19 protein-coding genes and 1 pseudogene are annotated in these 22010 nt (G+C 70.5%); 8 read left to right on the top strand and 12 right to left on the bottom strand.

All coding sequences use genetic code 11. The features are described 5' to 3' along the window. Positions 1 to 8 precede the first annotated feature (8 nt). From ACYVO7_RS15075 to ACYVO7_RS15095, 5 genes are all read left to right on the top strand, one after another. A complete protein-coding gene (locus tag ACYVO7_RS15075) occupies positions 9 to 1046 on the top strand; it encodes a sulfate ABC transporter substrate-binding protein (RefSeq protein ID WP_460450627.1) in 1038 nt (345 codons plus the stop codon). Then, positions 1043 to 1897, top strand: a complete 855-nt coding sequence (cysT, locus tag ACYVO7_RS15080) for a sulfate ABC transporter permease subunit CysT (protein WP_460450628.1) — start codon at positions 1043 to 1045, stop codon at positions 1895 to 1897. Before ACYVO7_RS15075 ends, cysT begins: the two co-directional genes overlap by 4 nt. Continuing rightward, positions 1890 to 2768 carry a sulfate ABC transporter permease subunit CysW gene (cysW, locus tag ACYVO7_RS15085; protein ID WP_460450629.1) on the top strand — a complete coding sequence of 293 codons (879 nt, stop codon included), beginning with the start codon at positions 1890 to 1892 and terminating at the stop codon, positions 2766 to 2768. The genes cysT and cysW overlap by 8 nt, the downstream gene beginning before the upstream one ends. 20 nt (positions 2769 to 2788) lie before the next feature. Continuing rightward, the gene (locus ACYVO7_RS15090; RefSeq protein WP_460450717.1) at positions 2789 to 3832 is read left to right on the top strand and encodes a sulfate/molybdate ABC transporter ATP-binding protein; all 1044 of its coding nucleotides are present in this window, start codon (positions 2789 to 2791) and stop codon (positions 3830 to 3832) included. Between the two features lie 90 nt (positions 3833 to 3922). Continuing rightward, entirely contained in the window at positions 3923 to 4132 is a 210-nt protein-coding gene (locus ACYVO7_RS15095; protein WP_460450630.1) for a hypothetical protein, read from the top strand. A 37-nt stretch (positions 4133 to 4169) separates the two neighbouring features. Here the strand turns inward: ACYVO7_RS15095 and ACYVO7_RS15100 are convergent, their stop codons facing one another. The 4 genes and pseudogenes from ACYVO7_RS15100 to ACYVO7_RS15115 form a co-directional block, all read right to left on the bottom strand. Then, positions 4170 to 7211, bottom strand: a complete 3042-nt coding sequence (locus ACYVO7_RS15100; RefSeq protein WP_460450631.1) for a beta strand repeat-containing protein — start codon at positions 7209 to 7211, stop codon at positions 4170 to 4172. Positions 7212 to 7345: 134 nt separating this feature from the next. Then, positions 7346 to 8254: pseudogene (locus ACYVO7_RS15105) on the bottom strand (FHIPEP family type III secretion protein); the annotation flags it as partial. Continuing rightward, on the bottom strand, positions 8251 to 8715 hold the full coding sequence (locus ACYVO7_RS15110) for a hypothetical protein (protein ID WP_460450632.1): 465 nt from the start codon (positions 8713 to 8715) through the stop codon (positions 8251 to 8253). The gene ACYVO7_RS15110 and the pseudogene ACYVO7_RS15105, both read right to left, overlap by 4 nt. A 2-nt stretch (positions 8716 to 8717) precedes the next feature. Beyond that, positions 8718 to 9116: a hypothetical protein gene (locus ACYVO7_RS15115; RefSeq protein WP_460450633.1), complete on the bottom strand. Its 399-nt coding sequence runs from the start codon at positions 9114 to 9116 to the stop codon at positions 8718 to 8720. Positions 9117 to 9302: 186 nt separating this feature from the next. Between ACYVO7_RS15115 and ACYVO7_RS15120 the strand changes: the two genes are divergently transcribed. After that, a complete protein-coding gene (locus tag ACYVO7_RS15120) occupies positions 9303 to 9623 on the top strand; it encodes a hypothetical protein (protein WP_460450634.1) in 321 nt (106 codons plus the stop codon). A gap of 214 nt (positions 9624 to 9837) precedes the next feature. Here the strand turns inward: ACYVO7_RS15120 and ACYVO7_RS15125 are convergent, their stop codons facing one another. The 4 genes from ACYVO7_RS15125 to galE form a co-directional block, all read right to left on the bottom strand. Then, a complete protein-coding gene (locus ACYVO7_RS15125; protein WP_460450635.1) occupies positions 9838 to 11130 on the bottom strand; it encodes a DUF1521 domain-containing protein in 1293 nt (430 codons plus the stop codon). Positions 11131 to 11393: 263 nt separating this feature from the next. Then, entirely contained in the window at positions 11394 to 12626 is a 1233-nt protein-coding gene (locus ACYVO7_RS15130) for an SGNH/GDSL hydrolase family protein (protein WP_460450718.1), read from the bottom strand. Positions 12627 to 12688: 62 nt separating this feature from the next. After that, positions 12689 to 13981: a lytic murein transglycosylase gene (locus ACYVO7_RS15135; protein WP_460450636.1), complete on the bottom strand. Its 1293-nt coding sequence runs from the start codon at positions 13979 to 13981 to the stop codon at positions 12689 to 12691. Positions 13982 to 14075: 94 nt separating this feature from the next. After that, positions 14076 to 15074 (bottom strand): UDP-glucose 4-epimerase GalE, encoded by a 999-nt coding sequence (gene galE, locus ACYVO7_RS15140; RefSeq protein ID WP_460450637.1) that lies wholly within the window; start codon positions 15072 to 15074, stop codon positions 14076 to 14078. A 164-nt stretch (positions 15075 to 15238) separates the two neighbouring features. Between galE and ACYVO7_RS15145 the strand changes: the two genes are divergently transcribed. Then, positions 15239 to 16111, top strand: coding sequence for a UTP--glucose-1-phosphate uridylyltransferase (locus ACYVO7_RS15145; protein ID WP_460450638.1), 873 nt, complete (start codon positions 15239 to 15241; stop codon positions 16109 to 16111). Between the two features lie 10 nt (positions 16112 to 16121). On the opposite strand, the gene ACYVO7_RS15150 is transcribed toward ACYVO7_RS15145, so the two are convergent. Next, positions 16122 to 17639, bottom strand: a complete 1518-nt coding sequence (locus ACYVO7_RS15150) for an outer membrane beta-barrel protein (RefSeq protein ID WP_460450639.1) — start codon at positions 17637 to 17639, stop codon at positions 16122 to 16124. Between the two features lie 184 nt (positions 17640 to 17823). Here ACYVO7_RS15150 and ACYVO7_RS15155 point away from each other — a divergent pair, with 184 nt between their 5' ends. Then, a complete protein-coding gene (locus ACYVO7_RS15155; RefSeq protein ID WP_460450640.1) occupies positions 17824 to 18828 on the top strand; it encodes a KpsF/GutQ family sugar-phosphate isomerase in 1005 nt (334 codons plus the stop codon). A 9-nt stretch (positions 18829 to 18837) separates the two neighbouring features. Here ACYVO7_RS15155 and ACYVO7_RS15160 read toward each other — a convergent pair whose 3' ends face one another. From ACYVO7_RS15160 to ACYVO7_RS15170, 3 genes are all read right to left on the bottom strand, one after another. Next, positions 18838 to 19275 (bottom strand): NfeD family protein, encoded by a 438-nt coding sequence (locus ACYVO7_RS15160; protein WP_460450641.1) that lies wholly within the window; start codon positions 19273 to 19275, stop codon positions 18838 to 18840. A 26-nt stretch (positions 19276 to 19301) separates the two neighbouring features. Beyond that, the gene (locus ACYVO7_RS15165; protein WP_460450719.1) at positions 19302 to 20282 is read right to left on the bottom strand and encodes an SPFH domain-containing protein; all 981 of its coding nucleotides are present in this window, start codon (positions 20280 to 20282) and stop codon (positions 19302 to 19304) included. Between the two features lie 302 nt (positions 20283 to 20584). Beyond that, complete coding sequence (locus ACYVO7_RS15170) at positions 20585 to 22009, bottom strand: glutamate synthase subunit beta (protein ID WP_460450642.1); 1425 nt, start codon at positions 22007 to 22009, stop codon at positions 20585 to 20587. Position 22010: the final 1 nt, after the last annotated feature.

Consider the following 22010-nt stretch of genomic DNA (forward strand, 5'->3'; position numbering starts at 1 on the left):
GGACCGGCATGACCCGCAACCGACTTCGACGAGCCATCGACCACGGCCTCGCCCTGCTGGCGCTGGCGTTCTGTCTGGTCGTCGCGGCCGGCGCGCGCGCCCAGACGATTGAACTCCTGAACGTCTCTTACGACCCGACCCGCGAACTCTACCGCGCCATCAACGCCGCCTTCGCCCAGGAGTACAAGGGCAAGACCGGGCGCGCGATCACGATCCGCCAGTCGCATGGCGGCTCGGGCGCCCAGGCCCGCACCGTGATCGACGGCCTCAACGCCGACGTGGTCACGCTCGCGCTGGGCGGCGACATCGACGCCATCGCCGAGCGCACGAAGAAGATTCCGGCCGACTGGCAGAAGCGCCTGCCCAACAACGCCTCGCCCTACACGTCGACCATCGTGTTCCTGGTCCGCAAGGGCAACCCGAAGGAGATCAAGGACTGGGGCGACCTCGCCCGTCCGGGGCTGGGCGTCGTCACCCCGAACCCGAAGACCAGCGGCGGCGCCCGCTGGAACTACCTGGCCGCCTGGGCCTGGGCGAAGGCCGCCTATGGGGGCGACGAGACGAAGATCCGCGAGTACATTGCCGCGCTGTTCGCGAACGTCTCGGTGCTGGACACCGGCGCCCGCGGGGCTACGACCACCTTCGCGCAGCGCGGGATCGGCGACGTGCTGCTCGCCTGGGAGAACGAGGCCTATCTCGCCGGCCAGGAATTCGGCATGGACAAGTTCGAGATCGTCACGCCCTCGCTGTCGATCCTGGCTGAGCCGCCCGTCGCCGTGGTGGAGGGCAACGCCGGCCCCAAGGGCGTGCTCGCGGCCGCGCAAGCCTATCTCGAATTCCTCTATAGCCCGCAGGCGCAGGCGATCATCGCCAAGAACCACTACCGCCCCGTGAGGCCGGAATCCGCCGACCCCAAGGATCTCGCCCAGTTCAAGCCGGTCCAGCTCGTCACCATCGACAAGGACTTCGGCGGATGGGCCAAGGCCCAGCCGGAGCACTTCGGCGACGGCGGGACCTTCGACCAGCTCTACAAGCCCAAGCGATGATCACGCAGGCGCGGACAGCGACGCGCTGGCGCCAGCCCAGCATCCTTCCGGGCTTTGGGCTTGCGCTGGGCGTCACGGTGGCCGCGCTGTCCCTCATCGTGCTGATCCCGCTCGCCGGCCTCGTCCTTAAGGCGGCGAGCATCGGACCCGCCGAGTTCGTGGCGATCGCCCGGTCGGAGCGGACCATCGCGGCCCTGCGCCTGTCCTTCGGGGCGGCGTTCCTGGCCGCGCTCGTCAACGGGATCTTCGGCGCGCTCATCGCCTGGGTGCTGGTGCGCTACCGCTTCCCCGGCCGGCGCATCGTGGACGCCGCCGTCGACCTGCCTTTCGCGATGCCGACGGCCGTCGCCGGGATCGCATTGGCGTCCGTCTACGCGCCGAACGGCTGGGTGGGCGCGCCGCTGGACGCGCTCGGCCTCAAGGTCGCCTACACGCCGATCGGCGTCGCGGTCGCGCTGGTCTTCATCGGCCTGCCCTTCGTGGTGCGCACCGTCCAGCCGGTGCTGGAGGAGATCGAGCCGGAGGTGGAGGAGGCGGCCGCGCTGCTCGGGGCGGACCGCGTCAGGGTCGTGGCGACCGTGATCCTGCCCGCCGTCACGCCCGCTCTGCTCACCGGCTTCCTGCTCGCTTTCGCGCGGGCCGTGGGCGAGTACGGCTCGGTCATCTTCATCGCCGGCAACGTGCCGCTCGTCTCCGAAATCGCGCCGCTGCTGATCGTGATCCGCCTCGAGCAGTTCGACTACGCCGGCGCGGCCGTCGTCGGCGTGCTGATGCTGGCGGCCTCCTTCATGCTCATCCTGCTCCTCAACCTGCTGCATGGCGGCATGCGCCGGAGGCTCGGCCATGGTTGACGTCGCCGCTCCGCGGCCGGTTCGGCGCGGCCGCCCGGCCCTGCGCAACGAGGGCGCGCTCGTGCGCGGCGCGCTGATCGCCGTCGCGCTGCTCTTCCTCGCCTTCGTGCTGGGCCTGCCGCTCCTGTCCGTCTTCGTCGAGGCGTTCCGCAAGGGCTGGGCCGTCTACCTGGAGGCCTTGGCCGAGCCGGACGCCCTCGCCGCCGTGCGGCTGACGCTGCTGGTGGCCGCGATCGCGGTGCCGTTCAACGTCGTCTTCGGGCTCTGCGCCGCCTGGGCCATCGCCAAGTTCGAGTTCCGCGGCAAGGCGCTGCTCACCAGCCTCATCGACCTGCCCTTCTCCGTCTCGCCGGTGATCTCGGGCCTCGTCTATGTGCTGCTCTTCGGCGCCCAGGGCGCCTTCGGGCCATGGCTGAAGGCCCATGGCGTCGAGATCATCTTCGCCACGCCCGGCATCGTGCTGGCGACGGTGTTCGTCACCTTTCCGTTCGTCGCCCGCGAGGTGCTGCCGCTCATGCAGTCGCAGGGGAACGCCGACGAGGAAGCGGCGCTGACGCTGGGCGCCTCGGGCTGGCGCGCGTTCTGGACCATCACCCTGCCCAATGTGAAATGGGGCGTGCTCTACGGCGTCCTGCTCTGCAACGCCCGGGCGATGGGGGAATTCGGCGCCGTCTCGGTGGTGTCGGGCCGCATCCGCGGCCTCACCACCACGATGCCGCTGCATGTCGAGATCCTCTACAACGAATACAACACGGCCGCGGCCTTCGCCGTCGCGTCCCTGCTGGCGCTGCTCGCCCTTGTCACCCTCGTTCTGAAAACCATTCTCGAATGGCGCTACGCCGACCGGCCGTCCGGCGGCGTCTCGCATTGATCGGAGATCGTCCCATGTCCGTGGCCGTCAGGATCGAGGGCGTGAGCAAGTTCTTTGGCCCCTTCGCGGCGCTGCGGGGGGTGTCGCTGGACGTCGCTCCGGCCGAGCTCGTGGCCCTGCTGGGCCCGTCCGGCTCGGGCAAGACCACGTTGCTGCGCGTCATCGCCGGGCTCGAGGAGCCCGACGGCGGGAAGGTCGTCTTCGACGACGTCGAGGCTCAGCACCTGTCCCTGCGCGACCGGCGCATCGGCTTCGTGTTCCAGCATTACGCCCTGTTCCGGCACATGACCGTGGCCGACAACATCGCCTACGGCCTGAGGGCGCGGCCCCGGCGCGAGCGGCCGCCCTCCGACGAGATCCGCCGCCGCGTCGGCCAGCTTCTCGACCTCGTCCAGCTCGTCGGGCTCGAGGCGCGTTTCCCGGGGCAGCTCTCGGGCGGGCAGCGCCAGCGCGTGGCCCTCGCGCGGGCGCTCGCGATCGAGCCGCGCGTGCTGCTGCTGGACGAGCCCTTCGGCGCCCTGGACGCCCGCGTCCGCAAGGACCTGCGGCAATGGCTGCGCGACGTGCACCGCCGCACGGGGCATACGACCCTCTTCGTCACCCATGACCAGGACGAGGCCCTCGAGCTCGCCGACAGGGTCGCGGTCCTGAACGACGGCCATATCGAGCAGGTCGGCGCGCCCGACGACGTCTATGACAGGCCGGCCACGGCCTTCGTCTGCGGCTTCCTCGGCGAGAGCAACCGGCTCGACGTCGAGATCGCCGGCGGACAGGCCTTCCTGCAGGACCGGCCGATTTTCGCCGCCGCGCATCACAACGGGCGCGGCGCCGGCAAGCTCTTCGTCAGGCCGCAGGACATCCGGATCGAGCCGCCGCACGGCCACGGCATCGCCGGCGTGGTGGCGGCCGTGCGCCGCCACGGCGCGATCCGCAGGGCCGAGGTCGCCGTGACGGGCCTGGCCCGGCGGATGGAGGTGGACCTGCCGAGCGCGATCGCGCCGGCGGTGGGGGAAACGGTCGAGCTCAAGATCGTGAAGGGCTACGCCTTCGCCCGGACCGACTAAATACGAATTCTTTGTACTTACTCTTTGATGAGTGTCAAAGCCTGGTTCGACGATCTCGTCTATCGCGGGACGATGGAACCGGAGGCTCCGATGAGCACAGATCTGTTGACCAAAGTGGTCGCCGAGGTCATTGCGAACTCCGTTCCGGACGCCTTCGCCCAGCCCGCGACCTCACGTTTGGCGCGTGTGCGCTTCGATCTGGACGCGGATTTCTCGGCCCGCGAGCGCGCGGCCTTCCTTCGCCTCGCCGACGAGATCGTGGCCATCCTGGCCGAGAACCGGGAGCGGTACGAGCCCTGACGGGCGGGGCCCGGATCGCGCCGCTCCCGCGGCCTATCTACGCGGCGATCACCGTGAGATGGGCCAGCAATGTCGTATGGGCGTCATCGGCGCTGATGTCGTAATGGGTCCCGCTCGCATCCGTCGTCGTCGTGTAGCGCGAGGCCGCATCCGCCACCGTCACCGCGTCGTCGCCCGAGGCCGAGGTTTGCAGCGTCAGGGTCTTGGCCGCGTCCGTCATCGCGGCGGCCTGGGAGCCGCTCACCGATAGCGTGGCGCCGACGCCCGCGGCGCGGAAATCGATGACTTCGACATTGGTGAGCGCCGCCGCGAGATCGGAGCTGGTGAAGGACGATCCCGAATGGGCCGCGACCGTCACCGTATCGGTTCCGGTTCCGCCATCGACGCGCGCCGCCAGGGTCAGCGAACTGCCGTCGATGGTGAACGCATCGACGCCGCCGCCGCCCGCCAGGGTGTCGGCGCCCCCGCCGCCCACGATGGTGTCGGCGCCGGCCCCGCCGGTCAGCGCATTCGCCGAGGCGTTGCCGGTCAGCGAATTGGCCCCGGTGGCCGACCCGACCACGTTCTCGACGCCGGCGAGCACGTCGCCGGCCTCGTGGCCCGAGCCCCCCGGGTTCTGCGCGCCGGCGACCGTCAGGTCGACGGTGACCCCGACCGGCGACGCCGCGTAGCTGGCCGTATCGCTTCCGGCCCCGCCCGTGAGCGTGTCGGCTCCTCCCCCGCCGATCAGCGTGTCGTTGCCGGACCCGCCCACCAGCCTGTTGGCCCCGGCGTCGCCGGTGAGGCTGACCGCGACCGACAGCGCGCTGGCGTCGACCGATTCGAAACCGGTGACCACCACGGAATCGCCGATCGTCTGGTCGGCCGCGTTGGACAGGTCGACCGTCACCCCGGCCAGCAGCACCAGCGTGTCCTGCCCCGCGCCGGCCGAGATGGAGGCCTCCGTCCCGCGGTAGAAGATCCAGTCGTTTCCTGCCCCTCCCAGGAGGGTGTCGGAGCCGCCGCCTCCGTCCAGCGTATCGCCGGCGGCTCCCGCGGTGATCAGGTTGGCGGCGGACGTCCCGGTGAGCGTGTTCGACGCCGTCGCCGAGCCGGTCACGTTCTCGAAGCCCGAGAGCACGTCCCCGGCCGCGTCGCCCCCCGCCTGCGCGGTCGCGAGCGAGAGATTGACGGTGACGCCCGTCGTGGAGGCCGAGTAGTCGACCGTGTCGGTCCCGGCCCCGCCGGTCAGCGTGTCGGCCGCGGCTCCGCCCGCGATCGTGTTGGCGTTACCGTCCCCCGTCAGCACGTTGGCGCCGGTCCTGGAGCCCACCACGTTCTCGACGCCGGACAGGATGTCTCCGGCCGCGTCGCCGCCCGATTGCGAGGTCGCCAGCGCGAGATTGACGGTGACGCCCGCCGATGAGGCCGAATAGTCCGCCGTATCGACGCCGGCCGCGCCCGTCAGGGTGTCGGCCCCCGCGCCGCCGGCGAGCGTGTCGGCGCCGCTCCCGCCGGTGAGGGCGTTCGCGTTGGCGTCGCCGGTCAGCTTGCTGCCGGCTGTGGCGGACCCGATCACGTTCTCGAAGCCGGACAGGATGTCCCCGGCCGCGTCGCCCCCCGACTGCGAGGTGGCCAGCGTGAGATCGACCGTGACGCCCGTCGTCGACGTCGCATAGCTCGCGGTGTCGTTCCCGGAGCCGCCGGTCAGGGTGTCGGCCCCCGCGCCGCCAATGAGCGTGTCGGCGCCCGCTCCTCCGATCAGGACGTTCGCCCCGGACGTGCCGGTCAGCTTGTTGGCGGCGGTCGCCGAGCCGGTGACGTTCTCGAAGTTGCTGAGGATGTCCCCGGCGGCGTCGCCGCCCGACTGCGAGGTCGCCAGGGTGAGGTCCACCGTGACGCCCGCCGTCGACGCCGAATAGTCGGCCGTGTCGGTGTCGGCGCCTCCGTCGAGGGTGTCGGCCCCTGCGGAGCCGACCAGCGTGTCGTTGCCGGCGAGGCCCTGGAGCGTCTCGGTTCCGAGCGAGGACCCGGCCAGCACGTTGTCGAGCGTGTTTCCGGTCCCCACGAAACCGGAGGTGCCGGTATAGATCAGGTTCTCGATGTTGGACCCCAGATTCCAGTTGGGCCTGCGGGCCGTGACGATCGTATCGATGCCCTCGCCGGCGTTCTCCAGGATCGAAGTGGTGGCCGAGGTCACGTAATAGGTGTCGTTGCCCAGTCCGCCCACCAACACCTCGGAGGTGTTGAGCGACCGGAGGATGTCGTTGCCGGCGCCGCCTTCCAGGCGGCCGCTGACCCCGAGCGCGGTCGACAGATCGTCGTCATAGGCGGAGCCCAGGATCGTCTCCACGCCCGAGAGGATGTCCCCGGCCGCATCGCCGCCCGACTGCGCCGTCGCGAGGCCGAGATCGACGGTCACGCCCGCCGAGGAGGCCGAGTAGTCGACCGTGTCGGAGCCGGCTCCGCCCGTCAGGGTGTCTGCGCCGGCGCCTCCGACCAGGGTGTCGTTCGCGCCGCCGCCCGTGAGCGCGTTCGCGCCGGCGTCGCCCGTCAGCTTGCTCGCGGCCGTGGCCGAACCCGTGACGTTTTCGACGCCCGACAGGATGTCGCCCGCCGCGTTGCCGCCCGACTGCGCGGTCGCCAGCGTCAGATTGACGGTGACGCCGGACGTCGACGCCGAATAGTCGGCCAGATCGATCCCCGAGCCGCCGATCAGCGTATCCGATCCGGCGCCGCCCACGAGCGTGTCGTCTCCGGCGTCGCCGTCGAGCCTGTCCGCGCCTGCTCCGCCGGTGAGCGCGTTCGCCGCGGCGGAGCCTGTCAGGACGCTGGCGACCGTCGCCGAACCGATGACGTTCTCGACCCCGGACAGAACGTCGCCCGCCGCGTCCCCGCCGGACTGCGCGGTCGCGAGCTTGAGATCGACGGTGACGGCCGCGGTCGACCGCGAGTAGTCGGCCGTATCCAGCCCCGAGCCGCCCGAGAGGGTGTCCGCGCCCGCTCCGCCGACGAGCGTGTCGTCGCCGGCGTCGCCGTCCAGGACGTCCGCGCCCGCCCCGCCGATGATCGAGTTCGCGCCCGTCGAGCCCGTGAGCACGCTGGCGGCGGTCGAGGACCCGATGAGGTTCTCGACGCCCGACAGGATGTCGCCCGTGGCCTCGCCGCCGGACTGAGAGGTGGCGAGCCTGAGGTCGACGGTGACGGCGGCCGTCGCGGCCGAGTAAACAGCACGGTCGGGAAGCCCGGCACGAGGCCGATGGCCGCCACCACGACGCCCGCCGCGCCGATGCTGCGCTGGTTGCCGGCGAGCTCCGCCGCGATGTCTCCGCCCAGATCGGCGCCCTGGTCGGTGGTGACGCGGGTCACGATCGCGCCCGAGCACAGGGCCAGCAGCAAGGCCGGGATCTGCGCCACGAGGCCGTCGCCGATGGTGAGCAGCGAATAGGTCGAGACCGCCTGGGGCAGCGGCATCCCCTTCTGCAGCGCTCCGATCGAGATGCCGCCGATCAGGTTCACGACCACGATCAGCAGGCCCGCGATGGCGTCGCCCTTCACGAACTTCATCGCGCCGTCCATGGCGCCGAAGAACTGGTTCTCCTTGTCGAGGTTGCGGCGGCGCTGGCGCGCCTCGGACGGGTCGATGTCGCCCGCCCGCAACTCCGCGTCGATGCTCATCTGCCGGCCCGGCAGGGCGTCCAGCACGAAGCGCGCCGCCACCTCGGCCACGCGCTCGGCGCCCTTGGTGATCACCACGAACTGCACGATCGTGATGATCAGGAAGATGACGAGGCCGACGACCAGGTTGCCGCCCGTCACGAACAGCCCGAAGGTCTGGACGATGTCGCCGCCCTCGGCCTCCGTCAGGATCGTGCGCGTGGTCGAGATGGAGATCGCCAGCCTGAAGGTCGTGGCGATCAGGATCACGGCCGGGAAGGTCGAGAAGCTCGTCGGGCGGTCGATATAGATGGCGACCATGAGAATCACCATCGTCATGGTGATGTTGAGCCCGATCAGGACGTCGAGCATCAGCGTCGGCATCGGGATGATCATCACCAGCACGGCGGTGAGCAGGATCACGATCAGGGCGAGATCCTGCCGGCCGCGCATGCGGTGGAGGGCCGTCGTCAACCGTTCCATCATGGCGCGGGCCTCCGCGACCGCAGGAACCGGGCGAACGCGTCCGCCGCCTCCGCGCCGCGCCGCAAGGCGGCCGAGACCCGCGATCGCCTGAGCAGGTCCGACGGCGCCAGCCGCCCGGGACCGACCGCCGCCTCGTGCGCCGCAACGGCGGCGTCCGCGGTCTCCGCGTCGCCCGTGGCCAGGAACGCTTCCGACAGCAGGCGCAGGCTCTGCGGATCCCCGGGCGCGAACCGCACGGTGAGCTGGAGCAGCGCCAGCGCCTCGGAGGGCTTGCCGTAGAGGATCTGGTGCGCCGCCACGGCGTTCAGGAGCCTGATGTCGTCCTCGGCCAGGCCCGCGGCCGGCGCGGCGGAGGCCTCGGCGAGGCCGAATCCGGCGTTCGCCGGCCCGAAGGCGGGCGGGATCAGATGCGACGGCCTCGGTCGCGGGGGAGGAGCGAAGGCGCCCTGCCTTTCGGTCATGCTCACAGGTCCCCGGCGACGAGCGCATCGGCCGCCGTCACCACGAGCTTCATCCGGCGCACGACCTCGCGCAGGGCGCTCGAGCCGATCTCGATGGAATGCGCGTCCTGCGGCTGCCTGGCGCCGAGACGCGACAGGCTGATCTCGATGCGCGACAGGTCGGCGATCAGCGCGTCGGCCGAACGGGCGAGCGGCCCGAGGTCGCCGGACGCGAGCCGCACGCTCTGCGCCGCCGGCGCGGCCGCCGACGCGCGCGGACGCGCGGCCACGGCCCCGGCGGGCCTGGGCTGCGTCGGCTGGTCGACCGCGCTGAGCCTCACCCGCGGCTCCAGCGCGCGGATGCGGGTCAGATCCGGCGCCCCGCCGCGGTCGACGCTTTTGGAGATATCCCAACGTGACAAGCCGGCCTCCTCGAAGAGACCACTAGGCATGCCTCAAGTCTGCAATTGCTTAAGGTCGCGATTCCGTCGGTCATCATGCTTAACGCGCCGTAAGCAGGCCTGCCGAGGCCTCGGTAGTCGCCTCGGATGGAACGTCCGTCGCGGCGATGTCATGAGGGAAGGCCACCTCTCTTTGGGAACAGGCCGATGACTCTGAAAATCAATGGGCCTTCCCGGGGAGGCGAGCTCGGTTCGTCCTCGTCGGCGACCGGCTCGTCTCAATTCGCCGAGGCGCTGCGCGCCCGGGCCGCGCCCGAGCCGGGCGCCGTCCGGGAAGCCCTGCGGGACGGCGGCCGCCCGCGCGACGCGATCGAAAACCTGGTGCGTCTCCCGGCGGCTTCCGCCGACGCCAGGCCGATCTCCTGCGGAGCGCCAGATGCGAGCGCCCGCCTGCCCGGCCCGCTGACCCGGCTGGACGAACGCCCACCGGCCGCCACGCCGATCACGCTTCGCGCCGCCAAGCTCTAGCGCCTCCGCCTCCGCCTCCGACCGAACGAACAAGCCCGCAGCCTCTCCGGCTGCGGGCTTTCGTCGTTTCCGGCGAGGGTCGCGGCGCCCTGCCTCGCCTGCGCGCCTCCCCACGACCGCCCGGCCTGGGCCCCGGCCTCGCCGACCGCGCAACGCCAAAAGGGCGGCCGCATCGCGACCGCCCTTCCGCTTTGATGGGTGGGATCGACGTCGATCAGAGAACCGCGACGCCCTTCTCGGCCCTGTCGTAGTCCTTCTGGTTGACGGTCTTGCCGTTCAGGCTCCAGCCGCCCTTCTCCTCCTTGACGGTCACGCCGTCGGGAGTGGCCTTGTCGATCTGCTTGCCATGGCCGCTGACCTTCACGGACACGTTGTCCTTGCCGTCATGGTTGCCGGCCAGGCCGGAGACCACGATGGCCTTTTCGCCCTTGGTGATGGTCAGCTTGGACGAGTAGCTCACGTCGCTCTTGTCGGTCGCGGCCTTTCCGTCGCGATCCACGGTGGAGACGCTGATCTTGGTGCCGTCGGCCAGCTGGAAGGTGTTGCTCTTCTTGAAGTCCCAGTCCTTGCCATTGCCGCCGGCGTCGACATGGGGGTCGCCCCAGACGCGGGTGCTGTCACCGGTGCAGTTGTTCTTCAGGATGAAGGACTCTTGCTTCTCGTCGAAGTTCAGCGTGTAGCCCTTGCCGAGGTGGATCTCGCCCTTGCCGTCCTTCACCTGGCCGACCTCCCACTTGTCGCCGCAGTCCGGCTTGGGAGTGGGCTTCGGGTGACAAGCGATCGGGGTCGGGGTCGGCGTCGGGATCGGAGCCGGGGTCGGCTTGGGGTTGCACTCGATCGGCTTCGGGGCCGGCTGGGGCGTCGGCTTCGGGGTGCAGACGATCGGCGCCGGGGTCGGAGCGGGGTTAGGCAGCGGGATCGGCTTGCCGCAGCCGTCATTCAGAACTCCCGGGGTCGGATGGTAGCCGCCGTCGACCGGAATGGGCTTGCCGCGGCAATCGTCGACCACGACGGGCTTCGGGTGATAGCCGCCATCGACCGGGATCAGCTTGTCGCCGCAATCGTCGACCACGCCAGGGGTCGGGTGATAGCCGCCGTCGACCGGGATCGGCTTGTCGCCGCAGTCGTCGACGACGCCAGGGGCCGGGTGATAGCCGCCGTCGACCGGGATCGGCCTGCCCTGGACGCCGCAATCGGCCCTGGAGCCGCTCGTCACGCCCTGGCTGCCGCAGATCTGCGTCAGGGTGTTCTGGATCGAGCCGAGCTCGTCCTTCAGGCCCTTGATGATCGTGCCGGTGTCGCCGCAATTCGCGCCGGAGCCGGAGTTGGTCGATCCGCAGGACGAGCCGCCGTTCGATCCGCCATTGCCCAGCGCCGAAACCAGCTTTTCGAGAAGCTTCTCGATGTTCGACAGCTCGCTCTTGATGTCGCCCAGGATGGACTTCAGGTCACCGGACTGCGAGTTGCAGTTGTTCGCCACAGCTCGGCCGAATTCGCTGCCATTCACACGGCTCGTTCCGTAAGACCCGTTGGAATAGTTCGTGGGCTGAATTCCGCAAACCATCTTCTCGCTCCCTTAAATGATGCAGAGGATCGACTGCTTCCTCGTGATGAAAGTTCTAACCATTTTCGGGACTGGAACTACTATGTCGAAATACCGGACCCTACGTAGTGCACGTAGCGGCATCGCGTATCCGGCCGGCCGCGCTCGCGCGGCCGGTGCGGCCTGTCAGGTGTTTCGGTCTGGGCGGCGCCCCGGACGCCCGGGGACTAGCGCGCGCTCGGCCAGCGGAAGTCGTCGGCGCGGCCCGGCTTGGGGTCGGGAATTTGCCCGCGCAGCAGCGCGCGCTCGACGAGCTGTCCGGCCTCCGTCGACGGCTTGCGGCTCACGCCCGCGACCAGCGCCCCGCCCTGGGCGGACTCCGGTCCGGTGAGCGGCAGGATCGGCCCGGCCACGGGCCGCTGCGGGATGGTGAGCGGCGCCGGGGGGAGCCCGTCGAGGCCGCGGAGGACCGTCTGGTCGATGGCGCGCTCCACCCCGCCCGGCTGCAGGGTGGGATCGTGGGAGGCGGGGTCGTCCGGGTCCGCGCCCGGCACGGCGACGATGGCCGGCGCGCGCTGGTCGAGCGAACGGCGGATCTCGACCTCGATGAAGTGGGCCGCCTTGCGGGCGCCCGCCTTAGTGAAGTGGACGCCGTCCGACGTGCGCAGCTTCACGGTGTCGCCGGCGAGGTCCGGCCCAAAGGACGAATACCGGTTCTTGGCGTCGGCGAACGGCTCGAACAGGTCGATATAGATGGCGCCCGTCTTGCGGGCGGCGCTCCGGAAGATCTCGTTCAGGGCGACCATGTCGGCCGTGAACCGCGGACTCTCCATGATGGGCATGCCGACCCAGAACAGCGGCACGTTCTTGTCGGCGAAGGCCCGGCCGATCTCCTCCACCCGGCTCGCATAGGCCTCCTTCCAGGCGTCGGACATCGGCTCCAGCGCCGTCCCCGACGCGTCCTTGATGGTCTGCCGGTCGTTGGAGCCCAGCACCACCACGGCGTGCGTGATCTTCTCCGAGGCGAGCATCTCGCGCGCGGTCTTGCGCCAGTCGAAGAAGTCGTCGCGCACGAGTCCGCTCGACGACACCGTCCGCTTGGACACCTGGACGTCGGGGTTGTCGTCGAAGGCGTCGGCGAGCCCGTTGGCGACCAGCTCGGCCATGACGTCGCCCATCACCATCACGAAGGCGGTCGGCTCCATGGCGGGCTTCTCGGGGGCGTCGCGGATCACCATCGTGGCGGCGGCGGGAGGCGGCGCGCGGCGTCGCTCCGCCCGCGGAGCCGGCGGCGGCGGCGGCCGCACGCGCCGGAACTGCTGGCGGGAGGGGGCCATCTGCGGGGTGAACAGAAGCGGGAAGCGGTCGTCCCCCTGGGCGCGAGCCTCCGGGGCCGCGCCCGGCAGGGCGGCGGCGGCCAGGACGACGAGGACGAACAGGCGCGCGATGAGCGCCGACATGCTCTGCAACGAGACCTCCATGCAGCGCCCTTTCGGGCGCGTCCGGAGGGGAGTTTACCAGTTCATCGCGCCGTGCGCAGCGCCTGCAGCGCCTCGACCGTCGGATGGCCGTCCGGAACGAGCCCCCTCCGCTCCTGGAACGCCCGGAGCGCGTCCCGGGTTCGCGTGCCGATCCGGCCGTCGGCCTCGCCGATGTCGAACCCCAGGGAGGCCAGGCGGCGCTGGATCTCGCGCCGCTGCGCGTGGTCGAGCTGCGGCTCGCCCACCGGCCATGCGGCCTGCACGCCCGAGGCGCCGCCGATGCGGTCGCCCAGCAGCCCGACGCCCATCGCATAGGCGTCCGAGCTGTTATAGGCCTTGATGGCCGTGAAATTCGCCGTGACCAGGAAGGCCGGGCCGTGCGCGCCCGCCGGCAGGAAGAGCGATCCCTCCCCGGCGTGGGGCATGGGCCTGCCGTCGGCGCGCTTGGCGCCCAGCGCGGCCCAGCGGGAGAAGGCGGCCTTGCGGGTCTTGTAGTCGAAGCGCGCCGGCAGCCGGACCTCGACCGCCCAGGGCAGCCCGCGCCGCCAGCCATGCGTCTTCAGGTAGTTTGCCGTCGAGGCCAGCGCGTCCGGGATCGACGTCCAGATGTCCTTGTGGCCGTCGCCGTCCTGGTCGACCGCCCATTTGCGGAAGCTCGACGGCATGAACTGCGTCTGGCCCATGGCGCCCGCCCAGGATCCCTTCATGTCCGCGCGGGCCACATGCCCCTGCTGCAGGATGGTCAGGGCCGTCAGGAGCTCGTCGCGGAAGAAGCCGCCCCGGTAGCGCAGATGCGCCAGCGTCGCGAGCGACCGGATCACGTCCTTGCCGCCCGTGAAGGAGCCGTAATTCGTCTCCATCCCCCAGACGCCGAGGATGACCGACCGCTCCACCCCGTAGCGCCGCTCGATGGCCGCCAGCGTGGCCGCGTGCTCGGCCGCGACGGACCTGCCGCGGGCCACGCGCGCCTCGGAGACCGCGCCCTCCAGATAGGACCAGATCGGCTTCACGAACTCGGATTGGCGCCGGGTGAGCTCGACGATCTTCGGATCGCTGGTCACGCCGGAAAAGGCCGCGTCGAAGGTCGCCCGGCTCACGCCGCGGGCGCGCGCCGCGGGCCAGAGCCCCTCGACGAAGGACGAGAAGGACGCCGGCGCCGCGTCCCGCTCGCCGGCGAGGGCGGCGCCGGGCGCCCCGAGCGAGCCCGTCGTGACCGGTTCGGACGCGACAGGCTCGGATCTCGCGACCCGCGCCGGCCCCGGCATGGTTTGGGCCTGCGCCAGTCCCGCCCAGACGACGCCCAGGCCCATGGCCACGACAGCGATACGGCGCATGCGACGTCCCCAGCCCGGGGGCGGACGCCCGCCGGTTCTTCCAGCCTCACTGTGCTGGGGGGTGGTGAAGGGGAGCTTAACCGAGCGCCGGCGCTCAGCCCTGGAGCTTGGCGTTGGGAGTGGTCAGGTGGCGCTCCCAGTCCAGCGCATGGGTGATGATGGTCTCCAGGTCGTCATATTGCGGGACCCAGCCCAGCACCTCCCGGACCCGCTCGCCCGTGGCGACGATCGCGGCCGGATCGCCGGCCCGACGCGGGGCGAGCCGGGCCTCGAAGTCCACGCCCGAGACCCGCTTCACCGCGTCCACGACCTCCAGCACCGAGTAGCCCTGCCCGTAGCCGCAATTCAGCGTCAGGCTGTCGCCGCCCGCCCGCAGATGGTCGAGAGACGCCAGATGGGCGTTGGCGAGGTCCGTCACATGGATGTAGTCGCGCAGGCAGGAGCCGTCGCGGGTGGGGAAATCGGTCCCGAACACCTCCAGATAGGGCCGCTGGCCCAGCGCGGTCTGGCACGCGACCTTGATCAGGTGCGTGGCGCGCGGCGTAGACTGGCCGGTGCGGCCCTTCGGATCCGCGCCCGCGACGTTGAAGTAGCGCAGCACCACGAACTTCAGCGGATGCGCGGCCGCCGCATCGCGCAGGATCCATTCCGTCATCAGCTTGGACCGGCCATAGGGCGACACCGGCGACGTCGGGTCGTCCTCGGAGACCGGCTCGCCGCTGACGTCGCCATAGACGGCCGCCGTCGACGAGAAGATGAAGTGCTTGACCCCGCACTCCACCGCGGTCTCGATCAGCGCCCGCGGCTTGACGGTGTTGTTCAGGTAGTAGCCGAGCGGGTCCTCCACCGATTCCGGCACGACGATCTTGGCTGCGAAATGCACGACGGTGTCGACGCCATGCTCACGCATCACGGACGCGACCAGGGGCTGGTCGCCCATGTCGCCCACCACCAGCGGAACGGTCGTCGGCACCGCCGACGCGAAGCCCGTGCTCAGATTGTCGAGGACGACGACCTTCTCGCCACGGTCGGCCAGGGCCAACACCATGTGCGAGCCGATATAGCCGGCGCCGCCCGTCACCAGAACCGCCATAATGCATACTCCTGCTTGTGGCCAACATGGCCATCCACTCGATAACGTTTCCTGAACTCGCATGGAACGGGAGGCCGTGATATCGGTTTGCCCCCACGCCACGCGAAATCGAAGCCCGGCGTGAAGTCCGCCGTCTCCGTCCCTCCTGCAAGCAGACGCGATCCATGACGAAAAAGATCCGCAAAGCCGTGTTCCCCGTCGCCGGTCTCGGGACGCGGTTCCTCCCCGCCACCAAGGCGGTGCCGAAGGAGATGATGACGGTGGTCGACAGGCCGGTCATCCAGCACGTCGTGGACGAGGCGAAGGCCGCCGGCATCGAGCACTTCGTGTTCGTCACGGGGCGCGGGAAGGGCGTCATCGAGGACCATTTCGACATCGCATTCGAGCTGGACCGGACGCTGGCCGAGCGCGGGAAGACCAAGGAGCTGGAGGCCCTCAAGCGCGACCTTCCGGGCGCCGGCCAGACCAGCTTCACGCGCCAGCAGGCGCCCCTCGGGCTCGGCCACGCGGTGTGGTGCGCGCGCGACATCATCGGCGACGAGCCCTTCGCGCTGCTGCTGCCCGACATGCTGCATCTGGGCCAGACCGCCTGCCTGGCGGACATGATCCTCGGCTACGAGGCCCATGGCGGCAACATGATCGCCGCCTATGAAGTCCCCGACAGCGAGACCCACCAATACGGCATCGTCGGCGTCCAGGACGAGGGCGGCTTCCAGCGCATCACCTCCATGGTGGAGAAGCCGCCGAAGGGGACGGCGCCGTCCAACCTGGCGATCTCGGGCCGCTACATCCTCAGCCCGGCCGTGTTCGACATTCTGGAGACGCAGGAGCGCGGCGCCGGCGGCGAGATCCAGCTCACCGACGCCATGATCACGCTCGCCAAGTCGGAGCCCTTCTACGCCCACACCTTCGCGGGCGAGATCTACGACACCGGCTCGAAGATCGGCTTCCTGATGGCCAACGTGGCGTATGCGCTCAGCCGCGAGGACATCGCGGCCGCGTTCACGGTCGAGCTGCACAAGCTGCTCGACCGCTGAGCCGCCGGCCTCAGGGCTGGAGCTTCATCCCGACCAGGAAGGTGTTGGCGGTGTAGTCGGAGCCTGCCGTCGCGCCGTTCAGGCGCTCATGCGTGAAACTGGCGTTGAGCGCCACGGAGCGGGTCAGCCTGTATTCCAGCTTCAGCCCCGTGGCGTAGCTCGTCTCCCGCAGGGGGACGCCCTGGTAGTCCGTGCTGGTGAAGGACGCCGCGCCGACCAGGATGAGGTTGCGCAGCAGCGCGTGGGACACCTCGGCGGCGACCGTGCGGACCTGCGCGCCCGTCGCTCCCACGACCGTGGTCTCGGCCAGCGACGCCGTTCCGCGCAGCGTGACGGTGGTGAGTGGCGTCGCCGACCAGATCAGGGCGACGTCGGCCACCGGGCCGCGCAGGTCCGCCAGGCGCGGGTCCTCATATTGGCGCACGCCATAGCCGGCCGACGCCTCGCCCGTGAGCGTCCGGGTGATCTCGAACGTCGATCCGACGCGGCCCTGCACGCCCGACGACGTCCGGTCGTAGCCGGACGCATCCAGCGTCGTGTCGTAGACGCGCTTGTCGACCGTGGCCTCCACGAAGGGCTGCAGCCCGGGCGTCGCCTGATACCCGGTCCGCAGGCGCAGCCCATAGGCGTTGAGGTCGCGGTCGCCCTGGCTGACCTCGAGCCCGTTCGCCTGCGTCAGGTCGCCATAGGTGGTGCGGTCCACGGCCCCTCGCAGGGACACCGCCACCGCGCCGAAGCGCTGGGTCAGCATGGCGCTGGTCCCGGCCGTCAGGATGGTGGAGCGCTTCGATCCCACCACCGGCTGCTCCAGGCTCCCCGGGCGCTCCGTCGTGAGCAGATAGGCCGCGCCCAGGTCGACCTGCGTGTCGCGCAGGACGTCGATCCGCAGGTCCGCGACGCCCGCGCCGTCGGGCCTGTTGGCCGACCGGACCGACGGGTATTCCTGATAGGCGCCGCGCAGATTGGCCGTGAAGGCGTGCCTCTCCCAGTCGCTCTCGACGCTGAGCGCGCCCTCCTGTCGGAACGCCGTGGAGCCGCGCGGCCTTCCGCCGACCCGGTTGGGATTGGTGTCGTAGCCGCCGGAGACGTCGATCGACGGGCGCCAGATCAGCCCGCCCGTGTCGATCCCGAGCGGCGCATAGGGGTCGTCCTGCAGGGCCTTGCGGCGCGCCCGGCGCGCCTGCTCGATCGCGGGCAGGCCCGGCGTCGGCAGCGTGCCGGCCAGTTCCGGGGCGTTTCCGGCGGCCGGTCCGAACAGCGGCGCCGCGACCGGCGCTGGCGCGGTCTGGCGCAGGGACCGGGGCTTGGCCTTCTTGGGCGGGCGCACCGGCTGGCCGACGGGAGCGTAGGCGCCCTTGTAGGCCTGGCGCATCGAGGTCGGCCCCGAGCCGCGGAGCGCGGGCGCATAGGGGTCCGGGTCCATGCCGGCGGGTGGCGGGACCGGCGCCGCCGCCGGATCCAGGGGAAGCGCCTGCGCCATGGCGGACGCGAGCGCGACGGCGTCCGCGCAAGCGAGGGCGGTCGCCAACCCGAGCAGTCTGGCATAGCGAGCGGGGCGGCTGCGAAGGGCCAAGGAAGGCTCCGGCCAACGGAAGGGTCCGGGCGCCTGGAGCCCGATACGGTTAACAGGAATAGAAGATTGACGGTTAACGGCAGGTAACCGATCGCCGGTCGTCGTTTCTCTCCCGGCCGACTCGTGCTATGCGGCGCGGATGTCCAAGCTCTCGCCAGCCCCTCGTGTCGAGGGCGCGTCCGCCCCGGCGATCGCATCCGCCCTGCGCACCATCGAGGCCGAGCGAGCGGGCCTCGACGCCGTGGCGGCGGCCCTGGGCGACGGCCTCGGCGCGAGCTTCTGCGCCGCCGTGGACCTCATCGCCGGCGCCACCGGGCGCGTCATCGTCACCGGCATGGGCAAGTCCGGCCATGTCGGCCGCAAGATCGCCGCCACCCTGTCGTCGACCGGAACGCCCGCCTATTTCGTCCATCCGGCCGAGGCGAGCCACGGGGACCTCGGCGCCATCCAGGCCGGCGACGTCATCCTGGCGCTGTCCTGGTCGGGCGAAACCTCGGAACTTTCCGATCTCGTCGCCTATGCGCGGCGCTTCCGCGTCGGGCTCATCGGCGTCACCGCCAACCCCGACAGCGCGCTCGGCCGCGAGGCGGATGTGTGCCTCACGCTGCCGAAGGCGCGCGAGGCCTGCCCCAACGGGCTGGCGCCGACCACCTCCACCACGATGCAGCTCGCCCTGGGCGATGCGCTCGCGGTGGCGCTGCTGGAAGGCCGCAGCTTCAGCTCGCAGGATTTCCGCGTCTTCCACCCGGGCGGCAAGCTCGGCGCCCAGCTCAAGCAGGTCCGCGCCGTCATGCACACCGGCGACCGCCTGCCCCTGGTGCCGCGCGGCGCCCGCATGTCGGACGCCATCATGGCCATCAGCCAGAAGGGCTTCGGCTGCGTCGTGGTGACCGAGCCCGACGGCCGCATCGCCGGAATCGTGACCGACGGCGACCTGCGCCGCCACATGCAGCCGGCGCTGATGACGCTCTCCGTCGACGAGGTCATGACGCCCAACCCGACCACCGTGGCGCCCAGCCTCCTGGTCGCGGAGGCGCTGGAGATCGTCGAGACCCGTAAGATCGGCGCGCTCATCGTGGCGGAGGACGGGGTGGCGGTCGGCCTCGTGCACGTCCTCGACCTGTTGCGGATCGGGGCCGCCTAGGGGCGGCGCTCAGCTCCGCTTCACCTTCAGCAGCGTGCCGTCGACGCCGATCACCTGGACCTCCGTCCCGGCCGGCAGGTCCGGACCCTCGATGCGCCAGACCGTGTCGTCGACGCGGACGCGCCCGCGGCCTTCCTGGAGCGGCTCGTCGAGCACGAACAGGCGTCCCACCAGGGCCGATCCCCGATCGTTGATCACCTGCTCGGGCCGCTTCGGCCCCCGGTCCCGGGTGAGGTTGCGGCCGACCGCCACGCAGCCTATCGCCAGCGCCGCGAAGGTCAGGGCGGCCGCCTCCCCCGACATTGCGATCACGAAGGAGACGAGGCCCGTCAGCAGGGCCGCCAGGCCAAGCCAGATCATGAAGGCGCCCGGCGCCAGGACCTCGACGCCGACCAGCACCAGCCCGGCGATGATCCAGCCCCATGGTCCAAAGAAGATGTCGAGCATCGCTCCCCCGCTCTCAGGCGCCCGGCTCAGGTGGGATGGGACTCGCGCGTCGTCGGGACCGCGGTCCGCCGCGGGGCGGCCGCAGCGGCGTCCGTGGGGGCGAAGGCCGAGCGCGAGATCTCGGCGATGCCGGCGATCGAGCCGATGACCGAGGACGCCTCCAAGGGCATCATGATCACCTTCTGGTTCGGGGCGGAAGCCACGGCCTGCAGGGCCTTCACATATTGCTGGGCCACGAAATAGTTGATCGCGTTGACGTCGCCCTTGGAGATGGCGTCGCTCACCATCTGGGTGGCCTTCGCCTCCGCCTCGGCCGAACGCTCGCGCGCCTCCGCGTCGCGGAAGGCGGCCTCCCGGCGGCCCTCGGCCTCCAGGATCTGCGCCGTCTTATGGCCCTCGGCGCGCAGCACCTCGGCCTGGCGCTGGCCCTCGGCCTCCAGCACGACGGCGCGCTTCTCGCGCTCCGCCTTCATCTGCCGCGCCATGGCGTCGACGAGGTCGCGCGGCGGCACGATGTCCTTGATCTCGACCCGGTTGATCTTGATGCCCCAGGGCGAGGTGGCGGCGTCGACGACGCGCAGCAGCCGCTCGTTGATCTCGTCGCGGTGGGAGAGCAGCTGGTCGAGATCCATCGAGCCCATGACGGTGCGGATGTTCGTCATCGTCAGGGTCAGGATCGCCTGCTGCAGGTTGGAGACCTCATAGGACGCCAGGGCGGCGTCCAGCACCGTGTAGAAGGCGACGCCGTCCACCGTGACGGTGGCGTTGTCGCGGGTGATGACCTCCTGGCTGGGGACGTCGAGCACCTGCTCCATGATGTTCAGCTTGTGGCCGATGCTCTCCACATAGGGGACGATGAGCCCGAGGCCGGGGCTGAGCGTGCGCGAGTACTTTCCGAAGCGCTCGACGGTGTATTTGTAGCCCTGCGGGACGGTCTTCACCCCGGCCAGGAGGGTGACGATGACGAAGACCACAAGCACGATCGTGAAGATCGTGAACCCCGAGATCACCATGCCCGCCTCCTGATTCGGCCCCAGGCCGCCAGCATCGTATGGAGGCTTGAGCGCGGCAAGCGAATGAGGGTCTGGGACGGGCTGACTTTCCCCGTCGTCAACTCAGTCGCGCTCCGCCGGAGTCCGCGATGGCTCCATTCTTCCCGTCATTCCCGGCGGCGCGAAGCGCCGGGAAGGGGAGCGAGGTTCTTTCGGCGCCGCGCGGCTGGATTCCCTTCCCGACCTGCTGCGCAGGTCGCCGGGGATGACGGTGGGACGTTACGCGCGTCTTTCCCGCGCGATGACGAGGAGGGAGCCTATCGCGGCAGGATGGTTTCTCCCATGAGCGCGAGGTCGATGGCGTGCGCCGCCTGCCGGCCCTCGCGGATCGCCCAGACCACCAGCGACTGGCCGCGGCGCATGTCGCCGGCGGCGAACACCTTGGCCTGCGAGGTCCGGTAGTCCTGCTCGTTGGCGACGACGTTGTTGCGCCGGTCCAGCGCCACCCCGGACGCCTCGATCATGCCCGCCGTCTGCGATCCGGCGAAGCCGATGGCCAGGAAGACGAGGTCGGCGCGCAGGATGAACTCGCTGCCCGGGATGGGGACGCGCTTTTCGTCCACGCGCGCGCACTTCACGCCCGTCACCTTGCCGTTCTTGCCCTCGATGCCGAGCGTCGCGGCCTGGAACTCGCGCTCGGCGCCCTCGGCCTGGCTGGACGAGGTGCGCATCTTGGTCGGCCAGTAGGGCCACACCGTCAGCTTATCCTCCTTGACGGGCGGCTTGGGACGGATGTCGAGCTGCGTCACCGAGAGCGCGCCCTGGCGGAACGACGTGCCGACGCAGTCGGAAGCCGTGTCGCCGCCGCCGATCACCACGACATGCTTGCCGCCCGCCAGGATGGGCGCCTCGGGGGTGGGCTCCTCCTGGCCGACGCGGCGGTTCTGCTGGACCAGATAGGGCATCGCGAAGTGGACGCCCGCGAGGTCCTGCCCGGGCAGCTTGGGATCGCGCGGATCCTCCGCGCCGCCCGCCAGCAGCACGGCGTCGAACTCCGCGGTGAGCTCCTCGAAGGGCTTCGTGACCCCGACATTCACGCCGTAGTGGAAGGTGACGCCCTCCTGCTCCATCTGGGCGACGCGCCGGTCGATGTGGCGCTTCTCCATCTTGAAGTCGGGGATGCCGTAGCGCAGCAGACCGCCCGCCCGCGGCTCGCGCTCGAACAGGTGCACGTCATGGCCCACCCGGGCGAGCTGCTGGGCGGCGGCCATGCCAGCCGGGCCCGAGCCCACGATGGCGACGCGCTTGCCCGTCCTGAAGGCGGGCGGCTCGGGGCGGACCCAGCCCTCGGCCCAGGCCTTGTCGGCGATGGACTGCTCGATGGTCTTGATGGTGACCGGCATGTCCTCGAGGTTCAGCGTGCACGCCTCCTCGCAGGGCGCGGGGCAGATGCGGCCGGTGAACTCCGGGAAATTGTTGGTCGAATGCAGGTTGCGGGAGGCCTCCTCCCAGTTCTGCTGGTAGATCAGGTCGTTCCAGTCCGGGATCTGGTTGTTGACCGGGCAGCCCGTGCCGGAATGGCAGTAGGGCACGCCGCAATCCATGCAGCGCGCGGCCTGGCGGCCGACGTCCTTCTCGTCCAGCGGCAGCGTGAACTCGCGGAAATGGCGGATGCGGTCGCCGGCGAGCTGATACTTCTGCTCCTGCCGGTCGAATTCCAGAAACCCTGTGACCTTGCCCATC

This window comes from Alsobacter sp. SYSU BS001988, assembly GCF_054796215.1.

Coding starts and splice junctions, on each gene's coding strand:
- ACYVO7_RS15075 (WP_460450627.1), top strand. CDS start 9: ATGACCCGCAACCGACTTCGACGAGCCATCGACCACGGCCTCGCCCTG.
- cysT (WP_460450628.1), top strand. CDS start 1,043: ATGATCACGCAGGCGCGGACAGCGACGCGCTGGCGCCAGCCCAGCATC.
- cysW (WP_460450629.1), top strand. CDS start 1,890: ATGGTTGACGTCGCCGCTCCGCGGCCGGTTCGGCGCGGCCGCCCGGCC.
- ACYVO7_RS15095 (WP_460450630.1), top strand. CDS start 3,923: ATGAGCACAGATCTGTTGACCAAAGTGGTCGCCGAGGTCATTGCGAAC.
- ACYVO7_RS15110 (WP_460450632.1), bottom strand. CDS start 8,715: ATGACCGAAAGGCAGGGCGCCTTCGCTCCTCCCCCGCGACCGAGGCCG.
- ACYVO7_RS15120 (WP_460450634.1), top strand. CDS start 9,303: ATGACTCTGAAAATCAATGGGCCTTCCCGGGGAGGCGAGCTCGGTTCG.
- ACYVO7_RS15130 (WP_460450718.1), bottom strand. CDS start 12,626: ATGTCGGCGCTCATCGCGCGCCTGTTCGTCCTCGTCGTCCTGGCCGCC.
- ACYVO7_RS15135 (WP_460450636.1), bottom strand. CDS start 13,981: ATGCGCCGTATCGCTGTCGTGGCCATGGGCCTGGGCGTCGTCTGGGCG.
- galE (WP_460450637.1), bottom strand. CDS start 15,074: ATGGCGGTTCTGGTGACGGGCGGCGCCGGCTATATCGGCTCGCACATG.
- ACYVO7_RS15145 (WP_460450638.1), top strand. CDS start 15,239: ATGACGAAAAAGATCCGCAAAGCCGTGTTCCCCGTCGCCGGTCTCGGG.
- ACYVO7_RS15155 (WP_460450640.1), top strand. CDS start 17,824: ATGTCCAAGCTCTCGCCAGCCCCTCGTGTCGAGGGCGCGTCCGCCCCG.
- ACYVO7_RS15160 (WP_460450641.1), bottom strand. CDS start 19,275: ATGCTCGACATCTTCTTTGGACCATGGGGCTGGATCATCGCCGGGCTG.
- ACYVO7_RS15170 (WP_460450642.1), bottom strand. CDS start 22,009: ATGGGCAAGGTCACAGGGTTTCTGGAATTCGACCGGCAGGAGCAGAAG.